Genomic DNA, 20295 nt, shown 5'->3' on the forward strand with positions numbered 1-20295 from the left:
CACTGGCCGAAACCGCGCTGGACCAACCTCAGGGCGCATAACCGGCCCGCCACCCGAACGGTCCGGGCGCCGCCCGAGTCCACCGGGCCCGCCCGCACGAGGCCGCACCGACGACGAGGAGACGCCGATGCCCTCAGGCATCTCGACCCTGGCCGCAGAGACGCCCGCGCTCTCTTCGGCCAACACCGGCTTCATGCTCATCTGCTCCGCCCTGGTCATGCTGATGACCCCGGGACTCGCCTTCTTCTACGGAGGCATGGTCCGCGTCAAATCCACCCTGAACATGCTCATGATGAGCTTCGCCAGCCTGGGGATCGTCACCGTCCTGTGGGTCCTCTTCGGATTCAGCGTCGCCTTCGGCGACGACATCGGCTCCGTCGTCGGATGGAACGCCGACTACGTCGGGCTCGGCGGCATCGGACTCACCGAGATCTGGGACGGCTACACCATCCCGGTCTATGTCTTCGCCGTCTTCCAGCTGATGTTCGCCGTCATCACCCCCGCGCTGATCAGCGGCGCGCTCGCGGACCGGGTCAAGTTCTCCGCCTGGGCGCTCTTCATCACGCTGTGGGCCACCGTCGTCTACTTCCCGGTCGCCCACTGGGTCTGGGGCGCCGGCGGCTGGCTCTTCGAGATGGGCGTCATCGACTTCGCGGGCGGCACCGCCGTCCACATCAACGCCGGTGCCGCGGCCCTCGGCGTCATCCTCGTCATCGGAAAGCGGGTCGGCTTCAAGAAGGACCCGATGCGCCCCCACAGCCTCCCGCTCGTCATGCTCGGCGCGGCCCTGCTCTGGTTCGGCTGGTTCGGCTTCAACGCCGGCTCCTGGCTCGGCAACGACGACGGCGTCGGCGCGGTGATGTTCGTCAACACCCAGGTCGCCGCGGCCGCCGCGATGCTCGCCTGGCTGGCGTACGAGAAGATCCGCCACGGCGCGTGCACCACCCTCGGAGCCGCCTCCGGCGCGGTCGCCGGTCTCGTCGCCATCACCCCGGCCGGCGGTTCCTGCTCCCCGCTCGGAGCCATCGCCATCGGCGCGATCTCCGGAGTCCTGTGCGCCATGGCCGTCGGACTCAAGTTCCGCCTCGGCTACGACGACTCCCTCGACGTCGTCGGCGTCCACCTCGTCGGCGGCGTCGCCGGCTCCCTCCTCGTCGGCCTCTTCGCCACCGGCGGCGTCCAGTCCGAGGCGAAGGGCCTCCTCTACGGGGGTGGACTCGAACAACTCGGCAAGCAGGCGATCGGCGTCTTCGCCGTCCTCGCCTACTCTCTGGTCGTCTCCGCGATCCTCGCCCTGATCCTCGACCGGACGATGGGCATGCGCGTGGACGAGGACACCGAGGTCTCGGGCATCGACCGGGTCGAGCACGCCGAGACCGCGTACGACTTCAGCGGCGCGGGCGGCGGCGCGGGCGGCCGCAAGCCCCAGCCCGCGCCGGGCGAGAGCCTGACGGCCGCCGCCGCACAGAACAAGAAGGTGGACGCATGAAGCTCATCACCGCAGTCGTCAAGCCCCACCGGCTGGACGAGATCAAGGAAGCCCTCCAGGCCTTCGGGGTCCAGGGACTCACCGTCACCGAAGCCAGCGGGTACGGCCGCCAGCGCGGGCACACCGAGGTCTACCGGGGCGCGGAGTACACCGTCGACCTGGTGCCCAAGAGCCGTATCGAGGTCCTGGTCGAGGACGACGACGCCGAACAGCTCATCGAGGTGATCGTCAAGGCCGCCCGCACCGGGAAGATCGGCGACGGGAAGGTGTGGAGCGTCCCGGTCGACGACGCCGTACGGGTGCGCACCGGCGAACGCGGCCCGGACGCGCTCTAGATCGCCTCGCGCGCCCGCCCCCGCGCCCCCGCGCGCCCCCGCGCGACCCCGACCGGTCCCGGTCCCGGTCCCGGACCCGACCCGGCCTGGAGCCCGACCCGACCCCGACCCGGCCGGACCGTGCCGCCCCCACAGCACGGTCCGGCCGCCCCCGCTCCGTACCCCCAGCACTGAGAGAGGCCCCGCGGTGTCCACCCCCCAGCCGAGCGACGCAGCGAAGGACCCGGGACCCGCTGGATACGCGGCCGCCCGGCTGCTCCTCCTCAACGAGGCGGAGCGGTCCGGCCCGCCCCGCCGGGCCGCCCTCGCCGGTCTGACCGACCAGTGGCTCGCCGCGCTCCTCGCCGCCGCGTCCGAGGCCGCCGGCGTCCGCGGCGCCGCCCTGGTCGCCGTCGGCGGCTACGGACGCGGCGAACTCTCCCCCCGCAGCGACCTCGACCTCCTCCTGCTCCACGACGGAACCGCCGCCCCCCGAGAGATCGCCGCCCTCGCCGACCGCCTCTGGTACCCGGTCTGGGACCTCGGGCTCGCGCTCGACCACTCCGTCCGCACCCCCGCCGAGGCCCGCCGCACCGCCGCCGACGACCTGCGGGCCCACCTCGGACTGCTCGACGCCCGCCCCGTCGCCGGGGATCTCGCCCTGGTCGCCGGCCTGCGCACCGCCGTCCTCGCCGACTGGCGCGACCAGGCCCCGAAACGCCTGCCCGAACTCGACGCGCTCTGCCGCGAACGCGCCGACCGCCAGGGCGAACTGCGCTTCCTCCTGGAGCCCGACCTCAAGGAGGCGCGCGGCGGACTGCGCGACGCCACCGCCCTGCGCGCCGTCGCCGCCTCCTGGCTCGCCGACGCCCCCCGCGCCGGCCTCGACCGGGCCCGCCGCACCCTCCTCGACACCCGCGACGCCCTCCACCTCGCGACCGGACGCGCCACCGACCGGCTCGCCCTCCAGGAACAGGACCAGATCGCCGCCGCCCTCGCCCTGCCCGACGCCGACGCCCTGCTCCGCCAGGTGTACGAGGCGGGGCGGACCATCGCGTACGCCTCCGACATCACCTGGCGCGAGGTCAACCGGGTGCTGCGGGCCCGCTCCGCCCGCCGCCGGCTGCGCGCCGCGCTCGGCGCGCGCCCCGCCCCCGAACGCACCCCGCTCGCCGAAGGAGTCGTGGAGCACGACGGCGAGGCCGTGCTCGCCCGTACCGCCCGGCCCGAACGCGACCCCGTGCTCCCGCTCCGCGCCGCCGCGGCCGCCGCCCGCGCCGGACTGCCGCTCTCCCCGCACGCCGCGCGGCGGCTCGCGGAGACCGCCGCCCCGCTGCCCGTGCCCTGGCCCGCCGAGGCCCGCGAGGAATTCGTCATACTGCTCGGCGCGGGCGAGAGCGCCGTCCCCGTCTGGGAGGCGCTGGAGGCCGAAGGACTGATCACCCGGCTCCTCCCGGACTGGGAACGGGTCCGCTGCCGGCCCCAGCGCAACGCCGTCCACACCTGGACCGTCGACCGCCATCTCGTCGAGACCGCCGTCCGCGCCGCCGCCCTGGCCCGCCGGGTGAGCCGCCCCGATCTGCTGCTCGTCGCCGCCCTCCTCCACGACCTCGGCAAGGGATGGCCCGGCGACCACGCGGTCACCGGCGAGATCATCGCCCGGGACACCGCGGCCCGGATCGGCTTCGGCCCCGCCGACGCGGACGTCGTCGCCGCTCTCGTACGCCACCATCTGCTCCTCGTCGACACCGCCACCCGGCGCGACCTGGACGATCCCGCCACCGTCCGCTCGGTCGCCGCCGCCGTCGGCTCCGCCGGCACGCTGGAGCTGCTGCACGCCCTCACCGAGGCCGACGCCCTCGCCACCGGCCCCGCCGCCTGGTCCGCCTGGCGCGGCTCGCTGGTCGCGGAGCTGACCCGGCGGGTCGCGGCGGAACTGGCGGGCCGGGCCCCCGAGCGGCCGGGCCCCGCCGCGCCCACCGCCGGACAGGAGCGCCTCGCCGCCGAGGCGGCGCGCACCGGCGCACCCGTCCTCTCCCTGAGCGCCCAGCCCCCGGCCCCGGCCGCGCCGGCCGAAGGGGCGGACGGGCGGCCCGAACCGGTCGGCGCCGAGCTGGTGATCGCCCTGCCCGAGCGGCCCGGGGTGCTGCCCGCCGCCGCCGGAGTCCTCGCCCTGCACCGGCTCACCGTCCGCGCCGCCGAGCTGCGCGCCGTGGACGCTCCCGGCGGAGCCGTCCTCGTACTGAACTGGCGGGTGGCGGCGGCCTACGGAGCCCTGCCCCAGGCCGCCCGGCTCCGCACCGACCTCGGCCGCGCGCTGGACGGCTCCCTCGACATCGCCGCCCGGCTCGCCGAGCGCGACGCCGCCCGCCGCCCCCGGCGCGGCGCCCCGGCCCCGCCGCCCCGGGTCACGGTCGCCCCCGCCGCCTCCCACCGCGCCACCGTCATCGAGGTCCGCGCCCAGGACGCCCCCGGACTGCTGCACCGCATCGGCCACGCCCTGGAGGACGCGGGCGTACGGGTGCGCAGCGCCCATGTCTCCACCCTCGGCGGGAACGCGGTCGACGCCTTCTATGTGACCTGCGCCCGGGGACTGCCCCTGCCGGACCCCGCCGCCGCCGGTCTGGCCCGCTCCCTGGAGGCCGCGCTCGCCTGATCCGCGACGGCGAGGGCACGCACCGCGCGCGGCCGGATACCCTGGAGAGCGATTCCCCCTGCCCCCGACTCTGAGGACCGACGAGCGCCGTGTTCGACACTCTCTCCGACCGCTTGGCGAATACCTTCAAGACCTTGCGGGGCAAGGGTCGCCTCAGCGAGGCGGACATCGACGGCGCGGCCCGGGAAATCCGTATCGCCCTGCTGGAAGCCGATGTCGCCCTTCCCGTCGTCCGCGCCTTCATCGCGAGCGTCAAGGAACGGGCGCGGGGGGCCGAGGTCTCCAAGGCGCTCAACCCCTCGCAGCAGGTCATCAAGATCGTCAACGAGGAACTGGTCGGCATCCTCGGCGGCGAGACCCGCCGGCTGCGCTTCGCCAAGCAGCCCCCGACCGTCATCATGCTCGCGGGCCTCCAGGGCGCGGGCAAGACGACCCTCGCCGGAAAGCTCGGCCGCTGGCTCAAGACCCAGGGCCACTCCCCGCTGCTCGTCGCCTGCGACCTCCAGCGCCCCAACGCCGTCAACCAGCTCTCCGTCGTCGCCGAGCGCGCCGGCGTCGCCGTGTACGCGCCGCAGCCGGGCAATGGCGTCGGCGACCCGGTCCAGGTCGCCAAGGACTCCATCGAGTACGCGAAGACCAAGGTCCACGACGTGGTCATCGTGGACACCGCCGGCCGCCTGGGCATCGACCAGGAGCTGATGCGGCAGGCCGCGGACATCCGCGACGCGGTGAGCCCCGACGAGATCCTCTTCGTCGTCGACGCCATGATCGGCCAGGACGCGGTCAACACCGCCGAGGCCTTCCGCGACGGCGTCGGCTTCGACGGAGTCGTCCTCTCCAAGCTCGACGGCGACGCCCGGGGCGGCGCGGCCCTCTCCATCGCGCATGTCACCGGCCGCCAGATCATGTTCGCCTCCAACGGCGAGAAGCTGGACGACTTCGACGCGTTCCACCCGGACCGCATGGCGTCCCGCATCCTCGGCATGGGCGATGTGCTGTCGCTGATCGAGAAGGCCGAGCAGACCTTCAGCCAGGAAGAGGCCGCCAAAATGGCCTCCAAGCTGGCGAGCAGCAAGGGCAAGGACTTCACCCTCGACGACTTCCTGGCCCAGATGGAACAGGTCCGGAAGATGGGCTCCATCTCCAAGCTGCTCGGCATGCTGCCCGGCATGGCCCAGATGAAGGACCAGATCAACAGCATCGACGAGCGCGATGTCGACCGCACCGCGGCGATCATCAAGTCGATGACCCCGGCCGAGCGCCATGAGCCGACCATCATCAACGGCTCGCGCCGCGCCCGCATCGCCAAGGGTTCGGGCGTCGACGTCAGCGCGGTCAAGAGCCTGGTCGAGCGGTTCTTCGAGGCCCGCAAGATGATGTCGCGGATGGCCCAGGGCGGCGGGATGCCCGGTATGCCGGGGATCCCGGGCATGGGCGGCGGCCCCGGCCGCCAGAAGAAGCAGCAGAAGCAGGCCAAGGGCAAGCGCAAGAGCGGCAACCCCATGAAGCGCAAGGAGGAGGAGGCCGCGGCCGCCGCCCGGCGCGAGCAGACCGCCGGCAGCGCGTTCGGCCTCCCGGCCGGCGCGCAGGACAAGGACTTCGAGCTTCCGGACGAGTTCAAGAAGTTCATGGGCTGACCGCGGGGGCGGCCGCGAGGCCGCCCTGCCGGTCCGGTGCGGGGCGGACCGCTTGGGCCTTGGGTCCTTCGAGCCCTTGAGCCCTTGAGCCCTTGAGCCTTCGGGTCCTCGGGCCTTCGGGTCCTCGGGCCTGAGCGCCGGGGCCGTACGCCGGGGTCGTGCCCGGGGCCGCTGCCCCGAGACCGTGCCGGGCCCCGGCGGCCGGGGCGGGCCGGGATTCTGGTACGAGGGCGGCAGCCCGCACCACGCGGGGGTGCCGACGTCGTTTTTCTGGCTTAACGTCCGGATATGACCAATGCCGCGCCGCCGCGCCGCAACCTGGACAAGCCCTGGCGGTCCGAGGGCGCGCCGCCCCCGCCGCCGCCGCGCAAGCGGATGCCCGGGGGCTGGGGCGGGCTGATCCTCACCGCGCTCATCGTCTACCTGATCGCGAATCTGGTGCTCTCGCTCTTCAGCGAGGGCGATGAGCCCACGGTCTCCTACACCGAGTTCAGCGCACAGGTCGACGCCGGCAACGTCTCGAAGATCTACTCCAAGGGCGACGCCATCCAGGGCCAGCTCAAGAAGAAGGCCCCCGTCCCCGACGGCAAGGGCGACTACACCAAGTTCACCACCCAGCGCCCCGCCTTCGCCGACGACGACCTCTGGCGCGAGCTGACCGCCCAGAAAGTCACCGTGACGGCCGAGCCCGTCGTCCAGCAGCGCAGCTTCCTGGTCAATCTGCTGATCGCGCTCGCCCCGATGCTGCTGCTCGTCGCGCTGTGGATCTTCGTCGCCCGCCGGATGGGCGCGGCGATGGGCGGCGGCGGCGCGCTCGGCCGCAAGCCCCCGCCCAAGCCCGTCGAGGTGACCGACGGCCGCCGCACCACCTTCGCCGACGTCGCCGGGATCGACGAGGTCGAGGGCGAACTCGACGATGTCGTGGAGTTTCTGAAGAACCCGGAGCCCTACCGCAAGATGGGCGCCCGGATGCCCGGCGGTGTGCTGCTCGCCGGTCCGCCCGGCACCGGGAAGACCCTGCTGGCCCGCGCCGTCGCCGGTGAGGCCGGGGTCCCGTTCTTCTCCGCCTCGGCCTCCGAGTTCATCGAGATGATCGTCGGCGTCGGCGCGGGCCGGGTGCGGGAGCTGTTCGCCGAGGCCCGCAAGGTCGCCCCGGCCATCGTCTTCATCGACGAGATCGACACCATCGGCCGGGCGAGGGGCGGCGGCGGAGGTCTCGGCGGCCACGACGAACGCGAGCAGACCCTCAACCAGATCCTCACCGAGATGGACGGCTTCAGCGGCTCCGAAGGGGTGATCGTGCTCGCGGCGACCAACCGCGCCGACGTCCTCGACCCCGCGCTGACCCGGCCCGGCCGCTTCGACCGGGTCGTCCAGGTCTCCCCGCCCGACCGCCGCGGCCGCGAGGCCATTCTGCGGATCCACACCCGGGAGATCCCGCTCGCCGACGATGTGGACCTGGCCAGGGTCGCCCGGACGACCCCCGGCATGACCGGCGCCGACCTGGCCAATCTCGCCAACGAGGCCGCGCTCGTCGCCGTCGGACGCCGGCAGTCCTCGGTCACCCAGGCCGATATGTCGACCGCGCTGGAGAAGATCCAGCTCGGGGCGGAGCGCCCGCTGGTCATGGCCCCGGAGGACCGGCGGCGCACCGCGTACCACGAGAGCGGACACGCGCTGCTCGGCATGGTCCAGCCGGGGGCCGACCCGGTCCGCAAGGTCACCATCGTCCCCCGGGGCCGCGCGCTCGGCGTCACGCTCTCCACCCCGGACGCGGACAAGTACGCGTACACCGAGGAGTATCTGCGCGGCCGGATCATCGGCGCGCTCGGCGGGATGGCCGCCGAGCACGTGGTCTTCGAAGTGATCACCACGGGCGCGGAGAGCGATCTGGAGCAGGTGACGGCGCTGGCCCGGGGCATGGTCGGCCGCTGGGGGATGAGCGAGCGGGTCGGCCGGCTGACCGCGATCCCGAGCGACGCCCAGGTGGCGTACGGACTCTCCGCCGCGCCCGCGACGCTGGACGCGGTGGACCACGAGATGCGGCGGATCGTGGACGAGTGCTACGAGAGCGCCTGCCGGCTGCTCCGCGAGAACCGCGCCCGGCTGGACTCGCTCGCCGCCGCGCTGCTGGAGAACGAGACGCTGGAGGAGGAGGCGGCCTACCGCGCGGCGGGGATCCCCCGGCTGTCGAAGGAATCGCCCTGACCCCGACACCGCCCGTACTGCCCGCACCGCCCGCCCCGGGCCCGGGCCCCCGCCCGTCCCGTCCCCCGGATGCCGCGCCGCCCGTCGTCCCTCCCGTCACCCCGATGCCGTCCGTCCCGTCGCCCCGATGCCACCCGGCCCGTCGCCCCGGCCCGTCGCCCCGGCCCGTCGCCCCGGCCCGTCGCCCCGGCCCGTCGCCCCGGCCCGGGCGCTGCCGGCCCGGGCGGTGCCGGCCGAGCCGCGCCGGCCGGTTCCGGAGCCGCGTCGGCCGGTGATCGCGTCGGGGTGACGGACCGGGCGATAGGGTCGCGGAGCGAGGGGCGTGACGGGTCCGCGGGGCCGCCCGGGGCGCGGGTGACGCGCGGGGCGGGAGCGGGGCGCACGCTCCGGGGCGCGCGAGATGTTACGTACCACCTTGGTGTGAGCTGTGAGAGTTCTCCGCAGATCCCGCACCCCGCCCCCCTCCGCACGCATCAATGCCAACTGACGGGTACGTGCAAATTATTTGGGATGCCCCGGAATGGAACCCGGGGCCCGTCCGGCTCGTTATCACGACGTGAGCACGACACCACCTGTTCTCGCCGCAGAGCTGGCACAGGCGTGGGCCGACATTCAGCGGCACCACCCCGAGCTGCCAGACCTAGCCGCCCCCGAGTCCCTGATCGGAGAGTCCTCGTCCGCCTGTGGCGCCGAGCTCTCCTTCGAGCGACTGCTCCATGAAGCAGTCCACGGCATCGCCGCCGCGCGAGGTGTCCGCGACACCTCACGCGCCGGCCGGTACCACAACCGCAGATTCCTGGCGATCGCCGAGGAGATGGGCCTCGACCACGCCGAGGAGCCGCACCCGAGCAGCGGCTTCTCCCTGGTCGTGCTCAGCCCCGAGGCCAAGCGCCGCTATCGCCCCACGATCGAGAGACTCCAGCGCGCCCTCAAGGCGCACACGGTCGCCACCGCCTCCGACACCAAGCGCTCCTTCCGCGGACCTGCCGCCCGGCACGGCTCCTCGGGCGGCGGTGTGCGGGTCAAGGCCGTCTGCGACTGCGGTCGCAATGTCCGGGTGGTCCCCTCGGTCCTCGCCCAGGCCCCCATCGTGTGCGGTGGCTGCGGCAAGCCCTTCCGTATCCCCGAGCCGGCCGCCGCGGCGAGCTGACCTCCGGCCGGCCGCCTGACGGGGGCGGCTCAGGACCGGGGCGAGGCGCGCCGTCGGCGTGTGGCACAATGGACAGCTGTACTCGACGGCCGCATAGGACCCCTCTCTCCTCCGGCTGACGCGTCCATCGGGCACCCCGAGTACCGCAACCCCACGTGGCATCCCGTTGTGCCCAACCACGTCAAGACCAGGAGACACCACTTCCGTGGCAGTCAAGATCAAGCTGAAGCGTCTGGGCAAGATCCGTTCGCCTCACTACCGCATCGTCGTCGCCGACTCCCGTACCCGCCGTGACGGCCGGGCCATCGAGGAGATCGGCCTGTACCACCCGGTGCAGAACCCGTCCCGCATCGAGGTCGACTCGGAGCGGGCGCAGTACTGGCTGTCCGTCGGCGCCCAGCCGACCGAGCCGGTTCTCGCGATCCTGAAGCTCACCGGCGACTGGCAGAAGCACAAGGGCCTCCCGGCCCCGGCGCCGCTGCTGGTGGCCGAGCCCAAGGCCGACAAGCGCGCCGCGTTCGACGAGTTCGCCAAGGCTCTCGAGGGCGGCGAGCCGAAGGGTGAGGCCATCACCCCGAAGGCGAAGAAGGCCGACAAGAAGGCGGACGACGCGGCTGACGCTGCTGCGTCCACCGAGTCGACCGAGGCCTGAGCATGCTCGAGGAGGCTCTCGAGCACCTCGTGAAGGGCATCGTCGACAACCCGGACGATGTGCAGGTCGCCTCGCGCAACCTGCGCCGCGGGCGCGTGCTCGAGGTCCGGGTCCATCCCGACGACCTCGGTAAGGTGATCGGCCGCAATGGCCGCACCGCGCGCGCTCTGCGCACCGTCGTGGGCGCCATCGGCGGCCGTGGCATCCGTGTCGACCTCGTCGACGTGGACCAGGTCCGCTGAACAGTTGAACACCGGCTCGGGCCGGGGAGGGCCAGTCGGCCGTCCCCGGCCCGCAGTCGTCCTCGCGGATCGCGGCCCGTCCCCGGCGGCTCGGGCCGGACGCCGTTCGCGTCGCATGAGCCGTACGACAGGAGAGAGTGCGAAGTGCAGTTGGTAGTCGCCCGGATCGGCCGTGCCCACGGCATCAAGGGCGAGGTCACCGTCGAGGTCCGCACGGACGAGCCCGAGCTGAGGCTCGGGCCCGGGGCCGTGCTGGCCACCGATCCGGCGGCCCTGGGGCCGCTGACCGTCGAGACCGGCCGGGTGCACAGCGGCAGGCTGCTGCTCCGCTTCGCGGGCGTACGGGACCGCAATGGCGCCGAGGCCCTGCGCAACACCCTGCTCATCGCCGACGTGGACCCCGAGGCGGTGCCGGAGGACCCCGAGGAGTTCTACGACCACCAGCTCATCGACCTCGATGTGGTGACCGTGGACGGGACCGAGGTCGGCCGGATCACGGAGATCAGCCATCTGCCGTCGCAGGACCTGTTCATCGTGGAGCGCCCCGACGGCAGCGAGGTGATGATCCCGTTCGTGGAGGAGATCGTCACCGGCATCGATCTGGAGGAGCAGCGGGCCGTGATCGACCCGCCGCCCGGTCTGATCGACGACCGCGCCGAGATCGCGTCCGCCCGCGACGCCTCGGAGACCGAGGCCGAGGCCGGGTCCGATGCCGGGAGTGGGTCCGAGACCGGGAGCGGCTCCGGCCGCGGTTCCGCGGGTGACTCCTGATGCGCATCGACGTCGTCACGATCTTTCCCGAGTATCTGGAGCCGCTGAACGTCTCGCTCGTCGGCAAGGCCCGCGAGCGCGGCCGGCTCGACGTCCGGGTGAGCGATCTGCGCCGCTGGACCCATGACCGCCACAACACCGTGGACGACACCCCGTACGGCGGCGGTCCCGGCATGGTCATGAAGACCGAGCCCTGGGGCGAGGCGCTGGACTCCGCCCTGGCGAGCGGATACGAGGAGGGCGCCCACGGCCCGGTCCTGGTCGTGCCCACCCCCAGCGGCCGCCCCTTCACCCAGGAGGTCGCCGTGGAGCTGGCCGAGCGCCCCTGGCTGATCTTCGCCCCCGCGCGGTACGAGGGGATCGACCGCCGGGTCATGGACGAGTACGCCACCCGGATGCCGGTGTACGAGGTCTCCATCGGGGACTACGTCCTGGCCGGCGGCGAGGCGGCCGTCCTGGTGATCACCGAGGCCGTGGCCCGGCTGCTGCCTGGGGTGCTGGGCAACGCCGAGTCCCACCGGGACGACTCCTTCGCGCCCGGCGCGATGGCCGATCTCCTGGAGGGCCCCGTCTACACCAAGCCGCCCGCCTGGCGCGGGCGCACCGTCCCGGACGTGCTCACCAGCGGGCACCACGGGAAGATCGCGCGCTGGCGCCGGGACGAGGCGTTCCGGCGTACGGCGGAGAACCGGCCGGACCTGATCGAGCGCTGCGACGCCGCCGCCTTCGACAAGAAGGACCGGGAGACCCTCTCCATCCTGGGCTGGGCCCCGGAGCCCGGTGGCCGATTTTGGCGCAGGCCCCCGACCGTGGAAGAATAGGCCGCTGCCGTACGTCCGGCGCGCGCCCCTGCCACAGGGGGACACGACGCCCGCTCCGACGCCACGGCCCCTGAATCTCATCCTCTCTCCCGTGATGACCTGTGGCATCGCGAAGAAAGCAGACGAATATGTCGCACGTGCTCGACGCCGTCAACACCGCCTCGCTGCGGTCCGACCTCCCGGCGTTCCGTCCCGGTGACACCGTGAACGTCCACGTTCGCGTCATCGAGGGCAACCGCTCGCGTATCCAGCAGTTCAAGGGCGTCGTCATCCGCCGCCAGGGTTCGGGCGTCAGCGAGACCTTCACGGTCCGCAAGGTCTCCTTCTCCGTGGGCGTCGAGCGGACCTTCCCGGTCCACAGCCCGATCTTCGAGAAGATCGAGCTGGTCACCCGCGGTGACGTCCGCCGTGCCAAGCTGTACTACCTCCGTGAGCTGCGCGGCAAGGCCGCGAAGATCAAGGAGAAGCGCGACAACTGAGCCCCGGCTCACCTCGCGTGCGCGGACCCGGGCCCCGGCCCGCACCGCGCCGGGGTCCACAGCGCGGCCGGATAGGCTTCGCTCCTGTATGGACACCGCAGCGAAGAACACAGAGCGCGACCACTCCGCCGGCTCCGACACCGGGGCCGGCGGACGGTGGTCGCGCTCCGTGCGTTTCCGGCCCCGTGAGCCCCGTGAGCCCCGTGAGCGCGGCGAGCGCCGGGCGCCGTCCTGGCGGCGGACGCTGATCCAGGCCGTCGCGGTGCTCACCGTCGTCCTGCTCTTCAGCCGCTTCGTGGTGCAGCCCTACCAGATCCCCAGCGGCTCGATGGAGCCCACGCTGCGGCCCGGCGACCGGGTGCTGGTGAACAAGCTGGCGTACGGCTCCGGCGACCGCCCCCAGCGCGGGGATCTGATCGTCTTCGACGGCAGAGGATCCTTCGTCGACGCGGACGCGGACGAGAATCCGGTCAGCGCCGCGGCCCGGGGCCTGCTGGCGACGCTCGGTCTCGCCGAGCCCGCCGAGACCGACTTCGTGAAGCGCGTGGTGGGCGTGGGCGGCGACCGGGTCGTCTGCTGCGACAAGGGGGGCAGGCTCCAGGTGAACGGCGTGGCGCTGGACGAGGAGTACCTCCACCCCGGCGACGTCCCCTCCGAGGCCGACTTCGACATCGTCGTCCCCCCGGACCGGCTCTGGGTCATGGGCGACCACCGGAGCGACTCCCGCGACTCCCGCGACCGGCTCGGCTCGCCCGGCGGCGGCATGGTGCCCGTGGAGAGGGTCGTCGGACGGGCCCAGTGGATCGGCTGGCCGCTGGGCCGCTGGAGCTCCCTGGAGCCCACCGGAGTCTTCTCCCGCGTACCGGACGCGCCTCCCGGCGGCCACGGCGGGGCGCATGGGTAGCCGGGGGCGTCCCGGCGGTCACCGGGCCGACTCCCGGCCGCCCGCCGGCTCCCGGGCCGCCGACGCCCCCCGGGCGCTCCCCGGCCGGGCGGAGCGCCGCAGACTCGCCCGGCGGGTCAGACGGCGCCGCCGCAGATCCCTGATCAAGGAGATTCCGCTCCTGATCGGCTCCGCGCTCGTCATCGCCCTGGTGCTCAAGACCTTCCTCGTACAGGCGTTCGTCATCCCCTCCGGTTCCATGGAGCAGACGATCCGGATCCAGGACCGGGTGCTGGTCGACAAGCTCACCCCCTGGTTCGGCTCGCGGCCGCAGCGCGGGGACGTGGTGGTCTTCAAGGACCCCGGCGGCTGGCTCCAGCACGAGGAGAGCGCGTCCGAGGGCGAGGACCCGATCGTCCTCAAACAGATCAAACAGGGGCTCACCTTCATCGGGCTGCTGCCCTCGGCGGATCAGCAGGACCTGATCAAACGGGTGGTCGCGACCGGTGGGGACAAGGTCGTCTGCTGCGACCAGGACGGCCGGGTCACCGTCAACGGCGTGGCGCTGAGCGAGCCGTACCTCAAGCCCGGCAACGCCCCCTCGACCGTGACGTTCGACGTCGACGTGCCCCCGGGCCGGCTCTTCGTGATGGGAGACCACCGGGCCAATTCGGCCGATTCCCGCTTCCATCTGGACGGGGAGCACCGGGGCACCGTCTCCGAGCGCGAGGTCGTCGGCAGGGCCGTGGTCATCGCCTGGCCGATCGCCCATTGGCGCAGGCTGGAGGAGCCGGAGACCTTTGCCTCGGTGCCGAGCGCGAGCCCGGCCGGGGCGGCGGTGTCGAGCGCACGGGACGGCGTGTCGAATAGTGTGTCCTACCAGGATCGAAACGGAATGGTCCTGCTCCCGACCCCTGCGGAACCCCCGCTCGTTATGGGAGTAGTGGGTCTGCTCCTTCTTCGGGGCAGGCGGTTCGCAGTTCGCGCGGAGTGAGGAGTGGATGTGGGGGACGTGGCGGTCGGCGCACGGTCCGGACACGACGGGCCGGAGGACAGGCCGGGGGAGCCCGTCCGGTTCCCCGGTCCCGTGGCGGGCGACGATTCGCCGGGGCCGTCCCCGGCAGACGGCGGCCCCGACGACGAGGGCTCCGACGGTGGTCGTGATCGGGGAAGGAACCAGCGGTCGTTCTGGAAGGAGCTGCCGCTGCTGATCGGCATCGCGCTGGTGCTCGCCCTGCTGATCAAGACATTTCTGGTGCAGGCGTTCTCGATTCCCTCGGACTCGATGCAGAACACCCTCCAGCGCGGTGACCGGGTGCTGGTGGACAAGCTCACCCCCTGGTTCGGCTCCGAGCCCGAGCGCGGCGAGGTCGTGGTCTTCCACGACCCGGGCGGTTGGCTGAAGGGCGAGCCCACCCCGGACCCCAACGCCCTGCAGAAGTTCCTCAGCTTCATCGGCCTGATGCCGTCGGCCGAGGAGAAGGACCTGATCAAGCGGACGATCGCGGTCGCGGGCGACACGGTCGAGTGCCGCAAGGGCGGCCCGGTCAAGGTCAATGGGAAGGCGCTCGACGAGACCTACGTCTTCCCCGGCGGCACCCCCTGCGACGACCAGCCCTTCGGCCCGTTCAAGGTGCCCGAGGACCGGATCTGGGTGATGGGCGACAACCGTCAGAACTCCCGCGACTCCCGCTATCACATGGAAGATGTGAACGGCGGATTCGTGCCGGTCGACCAGGTCGTCGGACGCGCCGTCGTGGTGGCCTGGCCGATCAACCGCTGGTCGACGCTCTCGGTGCCCTCCACCTTCGACCAGCCCGGTCTCAACGCGGCGGCGTCCGTCGCCGCCGCGGGCGCCCCGCTGGCGATGGGGGCCCTGGGCGCGCTGCCCATCGTGCTCTGGCGCCGGAAGAGGCTGACCGCCGGGGATACCGCCCGGTAGGGTGCCGTCCCAGATCGCGGATCGCCGGGGCGCGGCCCCGGGGCCGCGTCCGTGAGGCGGGGAGCGGGCTGGGATGGGATCAGGATCCGGTGACGACGGCCGCGGCCGGCTCGGCAGCACGCTGTCGGGTCTGGCCGTGGCCGTCGGCTCTCTGCTCTTCCTCGGGGGGTTCGGCTGGGGCGCGTTGGCCTACCAGCCCTACACCGTGCCCACCGACTCGATGACGCCGACGGTGAGCCCGGGGGACCGGGTGCTCGCCCAGCGCGTCGACGGCGACGAGGTGCGCCGCGGGGACGTCGTGGTCTTCCGCGACTCCTCCTGGGGCGGCGGTCCGATGGTCAAACGCGTGATCGGCGTGGGCGGCGACACGGTCGCCTGCTGCGGCGACGGCGGTCTGCTCACTCTCAACGGCGAGGCGGTCGAGGAGCCGTATCTCGGCGGCGAGCGGGACCGGTCGGTGTCGTCGACCTTCACCGCCACCGTTCCCGAGGGGCATCTCTTCCTCCTCGGCGACCGGCGGATCAGCTCCCTGGACTCCCGCTCGCGCCTCGACGGTCCCGAACAGGGATCGGTGCCGAGATCGGCGGTGACGGGACGGCTCGACGCCGTCGCCTGGCCGCTCGACGGCGGAGTGATCGAACGCCCCCGGGGCTTCGCCGCGCTGCCCGGCGGGGTCTCGGAGATCGGCCCGGTGCGGCTGATCGCCGGAGCGGTGGCCGCGGGCGCGGTGTTCATCCTCGCCGGCGCGGCGTACGGGCCGGTCTCCCGCCGGCGGCGCGCACGGGCGGCCTCCCGTGGCTGAGCCCGCGGACGACGCCCCGGCGGTGCGCCGGGTGGCCCGGGTCGTGCTGCTCGACCCGCTGGACCGGATTCTGCTGATGCACGGCTTCGAGCCCGGCGACCCGTCCGACGACTGGTGGTTCACCCCCGGCGGCGGGCTGGAGGGCGACGAGACCCATGAGCAGGCCGCCCTGCGCGAACTGGCCGAGGAGACCGGCGTCACCGAGGTCGAACTGGGACCGCTCCTCTGGCGGCGGCGCTGCTCCTTCCCCTTCGACGGACGCCGCTGGAACCAGGACGAGTGGTACTTCCTGGCGCGTACGGCGCAGACCGCCACGGCCCCCGGCGGGCTCACCGAGCTGGAGCGGCGCAGCGTCGCGGGGCTGAGGTGGTGGACTTCCGCCGAACTGTCGGCGGCCCGTGAGACGGTGTACCCGACCAAGCTCGCCGGGCTGCTGCGCACGCTGCTCGACGAGGGCCCTCCGAGCACGCCCGTCGTCCTCGCCCCGGAATTCGTCCAGGGCGTCCCGCCGGGCGCGCCAGGGGGGACGCACGGCTGAAGGGGACATGCCATGAGCGCCGAGGACCTCGAGAAGTACGAGACCGAGATGGAGCTCAAGCTCTACCGGGAGTATCGAGACGTCGTCGGGCTGTTCAAGTACGTGATCGAGACCGAGCGCCGCTTCTATCTCACCAATGACTACGAGATGCAGGTCCACTCCGTCCAGGGTGAGGTCTTCTTCGAGGTCTCGATGGCGGACGCCTGGGTCTGGGACATGTACCGACCGGCCAGATTTGTGAAGCAGGTACGCGTTCTCACCTTCAAGGACGTGAACATCGAGGAGCTGAACAAGAGCGATCTCGAACTTCCGGGTGGCTGAGTTGTCCACAGGGGCCCGGTTGTCCACATGATCCACATCTGAGGGGCTGAGCCGTCAGAGTCGGTGCCGGAGGTGGTGCCGACATGAACGCTGCGGGGGCACTGGGGCGGTACGGCGAGGAGTTGGCGGCGCGGCTGCTGACCGAGGCCGGAATGACGGTTCTGGCGAGGAACTGGCGCTGTGGGCGGACGGGTGAGATCGACATCGTCGCCCGGGACGGCGACACGGTGGTCCTCTGCGAGGTGAAGACCCGCAGACCGGGCCCGTTCGGCGAGCCCATGGCGGCCCTCACCCCCGCCAAGACGGAGCGGCTGCGGCGGCTCGCCGAGTGCTGGCTGCACCGGCACGGCGGGGCACCGCCCGGCGGGGCGCGCATCGATCTCGTCGGGGTGGTGCTGCCCCGGCGTGGAGCGCCCCTGCTGGAGCACGCCCGGGGGGTGGCGTGATGGGGTTCGCCCGTACCTGCTCGGTGGCGTTGGTGGGCGTCGAGGGCGTGGTGGTGGAGGTCCAGGCCGATCTGGAGCGCGGGGTCGCCGCCTTCACGCTGGTCGGACTGCCGGACAAGAGTCTGGTGGAGAGCCGCGACCGGGTCCGCGCCGCGGTGGTGAACTCAGGGGCCGAGTGGCCCCAGATGAAGCTCACCGTGGGGCTCAGCCCGGCGTCCGTGCCCAAGGGCGGCAGCGGCTTCGATCTCGCCGTGGCCGGCGCGGTCCTCGCCGCGTCCGAGCGCCTCGACCCGGCGGCCATCGCCGATCTGGTGCTGATCGGGGAGCTGGGGCTCGACGGCCGGGTGCGGCCGGTGCGCGGGGTGCTGCCCGCCGTGCTGGCCGCCGCCGAGGCGGGGTACCGGCAGGTGGTCGTCCCGGAGCGGACGGCCGGGGAGGCCGCGCTGGTGCCGGGGGTGTCCGTGCTGGGCGTCCGCAGTCTGCGCCAGCTCATCGCCGTGCTCAACGACGAGCCCGTCCCCGAGGAGGAGCCGCTGCCCGAGGGCAGCCCCGACCCCATGCTCGCGGGGCTGCTGGTCCCCGGCGCCGGGGTCGGCACCGGGCCGGCCGCCTCCCCGGCGGACGGGCCCGACCTCGCCGACGTGGCCGGACAGCACACGGCCCGCAGAGCGCTGGAGGTCGCCGCGGCCGGCGGCCACCATCTGCTGCTCCAGGGGCCGCCGGGCGCGGGCAAGACCATGCTGGCCGAGCGACTGCCCGGGGTGCTGCCGCCGCTGACCCGCCAGGAGTCCCTGGAGGTCACCGCCGTGCACTCGGTGGCGGGGATCCTGCCGCCCGGCCAGCCCCTGGTCCGCGCGGCCCCGTACTGCGCGCCCCACCACTCCGCCACCATGCCCTCGCTGGTCGGCGGCGGGAACGGACTGCCGAGACCGGGAGCGGTCTCCCTGGCCCATCGCGGCGTGCTTTTTCTTGATGAATGTCCGGAATTTGCCGGAAAGGCGCTGGACGCCCTGCGCCAGCCCCTGGAGTCCGGCCATGTGGTGGTCGCCCGCAGCGGGGGAGTGGTCCGGCTGCCCGCCCGCTTTCTGCTGGTCCTCGCGGCCAACCCCTGCCCCTGCGGACGGCACGGTCTGCCCGGCGGCGGCTGCGAGTGCCCGCCCGCGGCCGTCCGGCGGTATCAGGCCCGGCTCTCCGGACCGCTGCTGGACCGGGTCGATCTGCGGGTGCGGGTCGAGCCCGTCCACCGCGCCGATCTGATGGGCCCCGGCCGGGGCGGCGAGTCCACGGCGGCCGTCGCCGCCCGGGTCCTGGCCGCCCGGGAGCGCGCCGCCGCCCGGCTGCGCGACACCCCCTGGAATCTCAACAGCGAGGTCCCGGGCCATGAGCTGCGCACCCGCTGGAGCGTGGACCCCGGAGCGCTCGCCACGGCCGAACGGGACCTGGAGCGCGGGCTGCTCACCGCGCGCGGCCTCGACCGCGTGCTGCGGGTCGCCTGGACGCTGGCCGATCTGGCGGACCGCGACCGGCCCGACGCCGCCGATCTCCGCCTCGCCCTGGAGCTGCGCACCGGAGTCGCCCGAGGAGCCCCCGCGCCCGCCCTCGGCCGGGGGCGGCCATGACGGCGCACGCCGGCCCGGACGATACGGAGCGGCTCGCCCGGGCTGCCCTGACCCGGGTGTTCGAGCCCGGCGACGAGCGCGCCGGACGCCGGCTCCGCGAGCTGGGGGCGCCGGAGCTGCTGGAGCGGATCACCTCGCCCCACGCCGGTCCCGACACGCTGCCCGGGGCCGGGCCCCGGGCGCTGGCCGGCTGCCGCGCCCGGGCCGCCGGCGTCGATCCCCGCGGTGATCTGGCCGCCGTCGAGGCGGCCGGGGGCCGGTTCGTCTGCCCGGGCGACCCTCAGTGGCCGACCCAGCTCGACGACCTCGGGGACGCCCGGCCCATCGGCCTCTGGGTCAGGGGCCGGCCCGATCTGCGGAGCTGGGCCCTGCGCTCCGTCGCCGTCGTCGGCGCCCGCGCCTGCACCCCGTACGGGGCGCACATGGCCGCCACACTGGCCGCGGGGCTCGCCGAGCGCGGCTGGGTCGTGGTGTCGGGGGCCGCCTTCGGGATCGACGGGGCCGCGCACCGGGGCGCGCTGTCCGCCGGCGGAGCCACCGTCGCCGTGCTCGCCTGCGGGGTGGACGTCTGCTATCCCCCGGGCCACGCCGAGCTGATCGGCCGGATCGCCGAACAGGGCCTGGTCCTCGGGGAATTGCCGCCCGGCGACCACCCCACCCGCAGCAGATTCATCCTCCGCAACCGGGTGATCGCCGCGCTCACCCGGGGCACGGTGGTCGTGGAGGCCGAGCACCGCAGCGGCTCCCTCGTCACCGCGCGCCACGCGCGGCTGCTGGCCCGCCACACCATGGGCGTGCCCGGCGCGGCGACCAGCGGGCTCTCCGCCGGAGTGCACGAACTGCTGCGCGGCGAGGCGGTGCTCGTCACCGACGCCGACGAAATCGTCGAACAGGTCGGGGAGATGGGGGAGCTGGCCCCGCGCCGTCGGGGGCCGGTGCTTCCCCGGGACCTGCTCGCCCCGCTCGGCGCGAGGATCCTCGAAGCCGTCCCGGCCCGGGGCCCGGCCGGCTGCGCGGACATCGCCCGTGAGGCCGGCGCGACCGCCGACGAGACGCTCGGCACGCTCTACGAACTCCACGCGCTGGGCTTCGTCGAACGACAGGGCGACCACTGGCGGTTGACGCGCCCCGGCCCGTCTCGCCCGAATGCGCGGCGAGGCGCTCCCCGACCTGGGGCATTCGGGTGAAAAGGTGTGGACGGCGCCCCCGCGCCGGGGCGCCGTCCACACGCCGCGGCCCGGCGCGCGGCGGGCCCGCGCGCTCCCCGGGCGCGACCACAAAGCGGTGACCCGGCGGAGGAGTGTTCCCCCGACCTTCGCCCACAG

19 protein-coding genes and 1 pseudogene are annotated in these 20295 nt (G+C 73.5%); all 20 read left to right on the forward strand.

The features are described 5' to 3' along the window. Positions 1-127 precede the first annotated feature (127 nt). The gene (locus ACF089_RS01715) at positions 128-1489 is read left to right on the forward strand and encodes an ammonium transporter (protein WP_392020372.1); all 1362 of its coding nucleotides are present in this window, start codon (positions 128-130) and stop codon (positions 1487-1489) included. After that, on the forward strand, positions 1486-1824 hold the full coding sequence (locus ACF089_RS01720) for a P-II family nitrogen regulator (RefSeq protein WP_392020376.1): 339 nt from the start codon (positions 1486-1488) through the stop codon (positions 1822-1824). Before ACF089_RS01715 ends, ACF089_RS01720 begins: the two co-directional genes overlap by 4 nt. A 187-nt stretch (positions 1825-2011) precedes the next feature. Next, positions 2012-4459: a [protein-PII] uridylyltransferase gene (locus ACF089_RS01725; RefSeq protein ID WP_392020379.1), complete on the forward strand. Its 2448-nt coding sequence runs from the start codon at positions 2012-2014 to the stop codon at positions 4457-4459. A gap of 89 nt (positions 4460-4548) precedes the next feature. After that, a complete protein-coding gene (gene ffh, locus ACF089_RS01730; protein WP_392020382.1) occupies positions 4549-6096 on the forward strand; it encodes a signal recognition particle protein in 1548 nt (515 codons plus the stop codon). A gap of 288 nt (positions 6097-6384) precedes the next feature. Further along, positions 6385-8304 carry an ATP-dependent zinc metalloprotease FtsH gene (ftsH, locus tag ACF089_RS01735; protein ID WP_392020385.1) on the forward strand — a complete coding sequence of 640 codons (1920 nt, stop codon included), beginning with the start codon at positions 6385-6387 and terminating at the stop codon, positions 8302-8304. Positions 8305-8860: 556 nt separating this feature from the next. Next, positions 8861-9454, forward strand: coding sequence for a hypothetical protein (locus tag ACF089_RS01740; protein WP_392020388.1), 594 nt, complete (start codon positions 8861-8863; stop codon positions 9452-9454). 205 nt (positions 9455-9659) lie between these two features. Further along, positions 9660-10106 (forward strand): 30S ribosomal protein S16, encoded by a 447-nt coding sequence (gene rpsP, locus ACF089_RS01745; protein WP_392020391.1) that lies wholly within the window; start codon positions 9660-9662, stop codon positions 10104-10106. 2 nt (positions 10107-10108) lie between these two features. Then, entirely contained in the window at positions 10109-10348 is a 240-nt protein-coding gene (locus ACF089_RS01750; protein ID WP_005311361.1) for an RNA-binding protein, read from the forward strand. Between the two features lie 144 nt (positions 10349-10492). Continuing rightward, complete coding sequence (gene rimM, locus ACF089_RS01755) at positions 10493-11119, forward strand: ribosome maturation factor RimM (RefSeq protein WP_392020394.1); 627 nt, start codon at positions 10493-10495, stop codon at positions 11117-11119. Beyond that, positions 11119-11940 carry a tRNA (guanosine(37)-N1)-methyltransferase TrmD gene (gene trmD, locus ACF089_RS01760; protein ID WP_392020397.1) on the forward strand — a complete coding sequence of 274 codons (822 nt, stop codon included), beginning with the start codon at positions 11119-11121 and terminating at the stop codon, positions 11938-11940. The genes rimM and trmD overlap by 1 nt, the downstream gene beginning before the upstream one ends. 128 nt (positions 11941-12068) lie before the next feature. Further along, entirely contained in the window at positions 12069-12419 is a 351-nt protein-coding gene (gene rplS / locus ACF089_RS01765) for a 50S ribosomal protein L19 (RefSeq protein WP_392020400.1), read from the forward strand. A gap of 88 nt (positions 12420-12507) precedes the next feature. Beyond that, a complete protein-coding gene (gene lepB / locus ACF089_RS01770) occupies positions 12508-13323 on the forward strand; it encodes a signal peptidase I (protein ID WP_392020403.1) in 816 nt (271 codons plus the stop codon). Next, positions 13316-14397: pseudogene (gene lepB / locus ACF089_RS01775) on the forward strand (signal peptidase I); the annotation flags it as partial. The gene lepB (ACF089_RS01770) and the pseudogene lepB (ACF089_RS01775), both read left to right, overlap by 8 nt. Then, a complete protein-coding gene (gene lepB / locus ACF089_RS01780; protein ID WP_392021553.1) occupies positions 14315-15244 on the forward strand; it encodes a signal peptidase I in 930 nt (309 codons plus the stop codon). The pseudogene lepB (ACF089_RS01775) and the gene lepB (ACF089_RS01780), both read left to right, overlap by 83 nt. Before the next feature lie 73 nt (positions 15245-15317). Next, positions 15318-16046, forward strand: a complete 729-nt coding sequence (gene lepB / locus ACF089_RS01785; RefSeq protein WP_392020406.1) for a signal peptidase I — start codon at positions 15318-15320, stop codon at positions 16044-16046. Further along, positions 16039-16584 (forward strand): NUDIX hydrolase, encoded by a 546-nt coding sequence (locus ACF089_RS01790; protein ID WP_392020409.1) that lies wholly within the window; start codon positions 16039-16041, stop codon positions 16582-16584. The genes lepB (ACF089_RS01785) and ACF089_RS01790 overlap by 8 nt, the downstream gene beginning before the upstream one ends. 12 nt (positions 16585-16596) lie before the next feature. Continuing rightward, the gene (locus ACF089_RS01795; RefSeq protein WP_003965949.1) at positions 16597-16905 is read left to right on the forward strand and encodes a DUF2469 domain-containing protein; all 309 of its coding nucleotides are present in this window, start codon (positions 16597-16599) and stop codon (positions 16903-16905) included. Positions 16906-16988: 83 nt separating this feature from the next. Continuing rightward, a complete protein-coding gene (locus ACF089_RS01800) occupies positions 16989-17351 on the forward strand; it encodes a YraN family protein (protein WP_392020411.1) in 363 nt (120 codons plus the stop codon). Beyond that, positions 17351-18970: a YifB family Mg chelatase-like AAA ATPase gene (locus tag ACF089_RS01805; protein WP_392020413.1), complete on the forward strand. Its 1620-nt coding sequence runs from the start codon at positions 17351-17353 to the stop codon at positions 18968-18970. The genes ACF089_RS01800 and ACF089_RS01805 overlap by 1 nt, the downstream gene beginning before the upstream one ends. After that, positions 18967-20157, forward strand: coding sequence for a DNA-processing protein DprA (gene dprA / locus ACF089_RS01810; protein WP_392020415.1), 1191 nt, complete (start codon positions 18967-18969; stop codon positions 20155-20157). The genes ACF089_RS01805 and dprA overlap by 4 nt, the downstream gene beginning before the upstream one ends. Positions 20158-20295: the final 138 nt, after the last annotated feature.

Source organism: Streptomyces sp. NPDC014894 (genome assembly GCF_043080985.1).
Classification (GTDB): Bacteria; Actinomycetota; Actinomycetes; order Streptomycetales; family Streptomycetaceae; genus Streptomyces.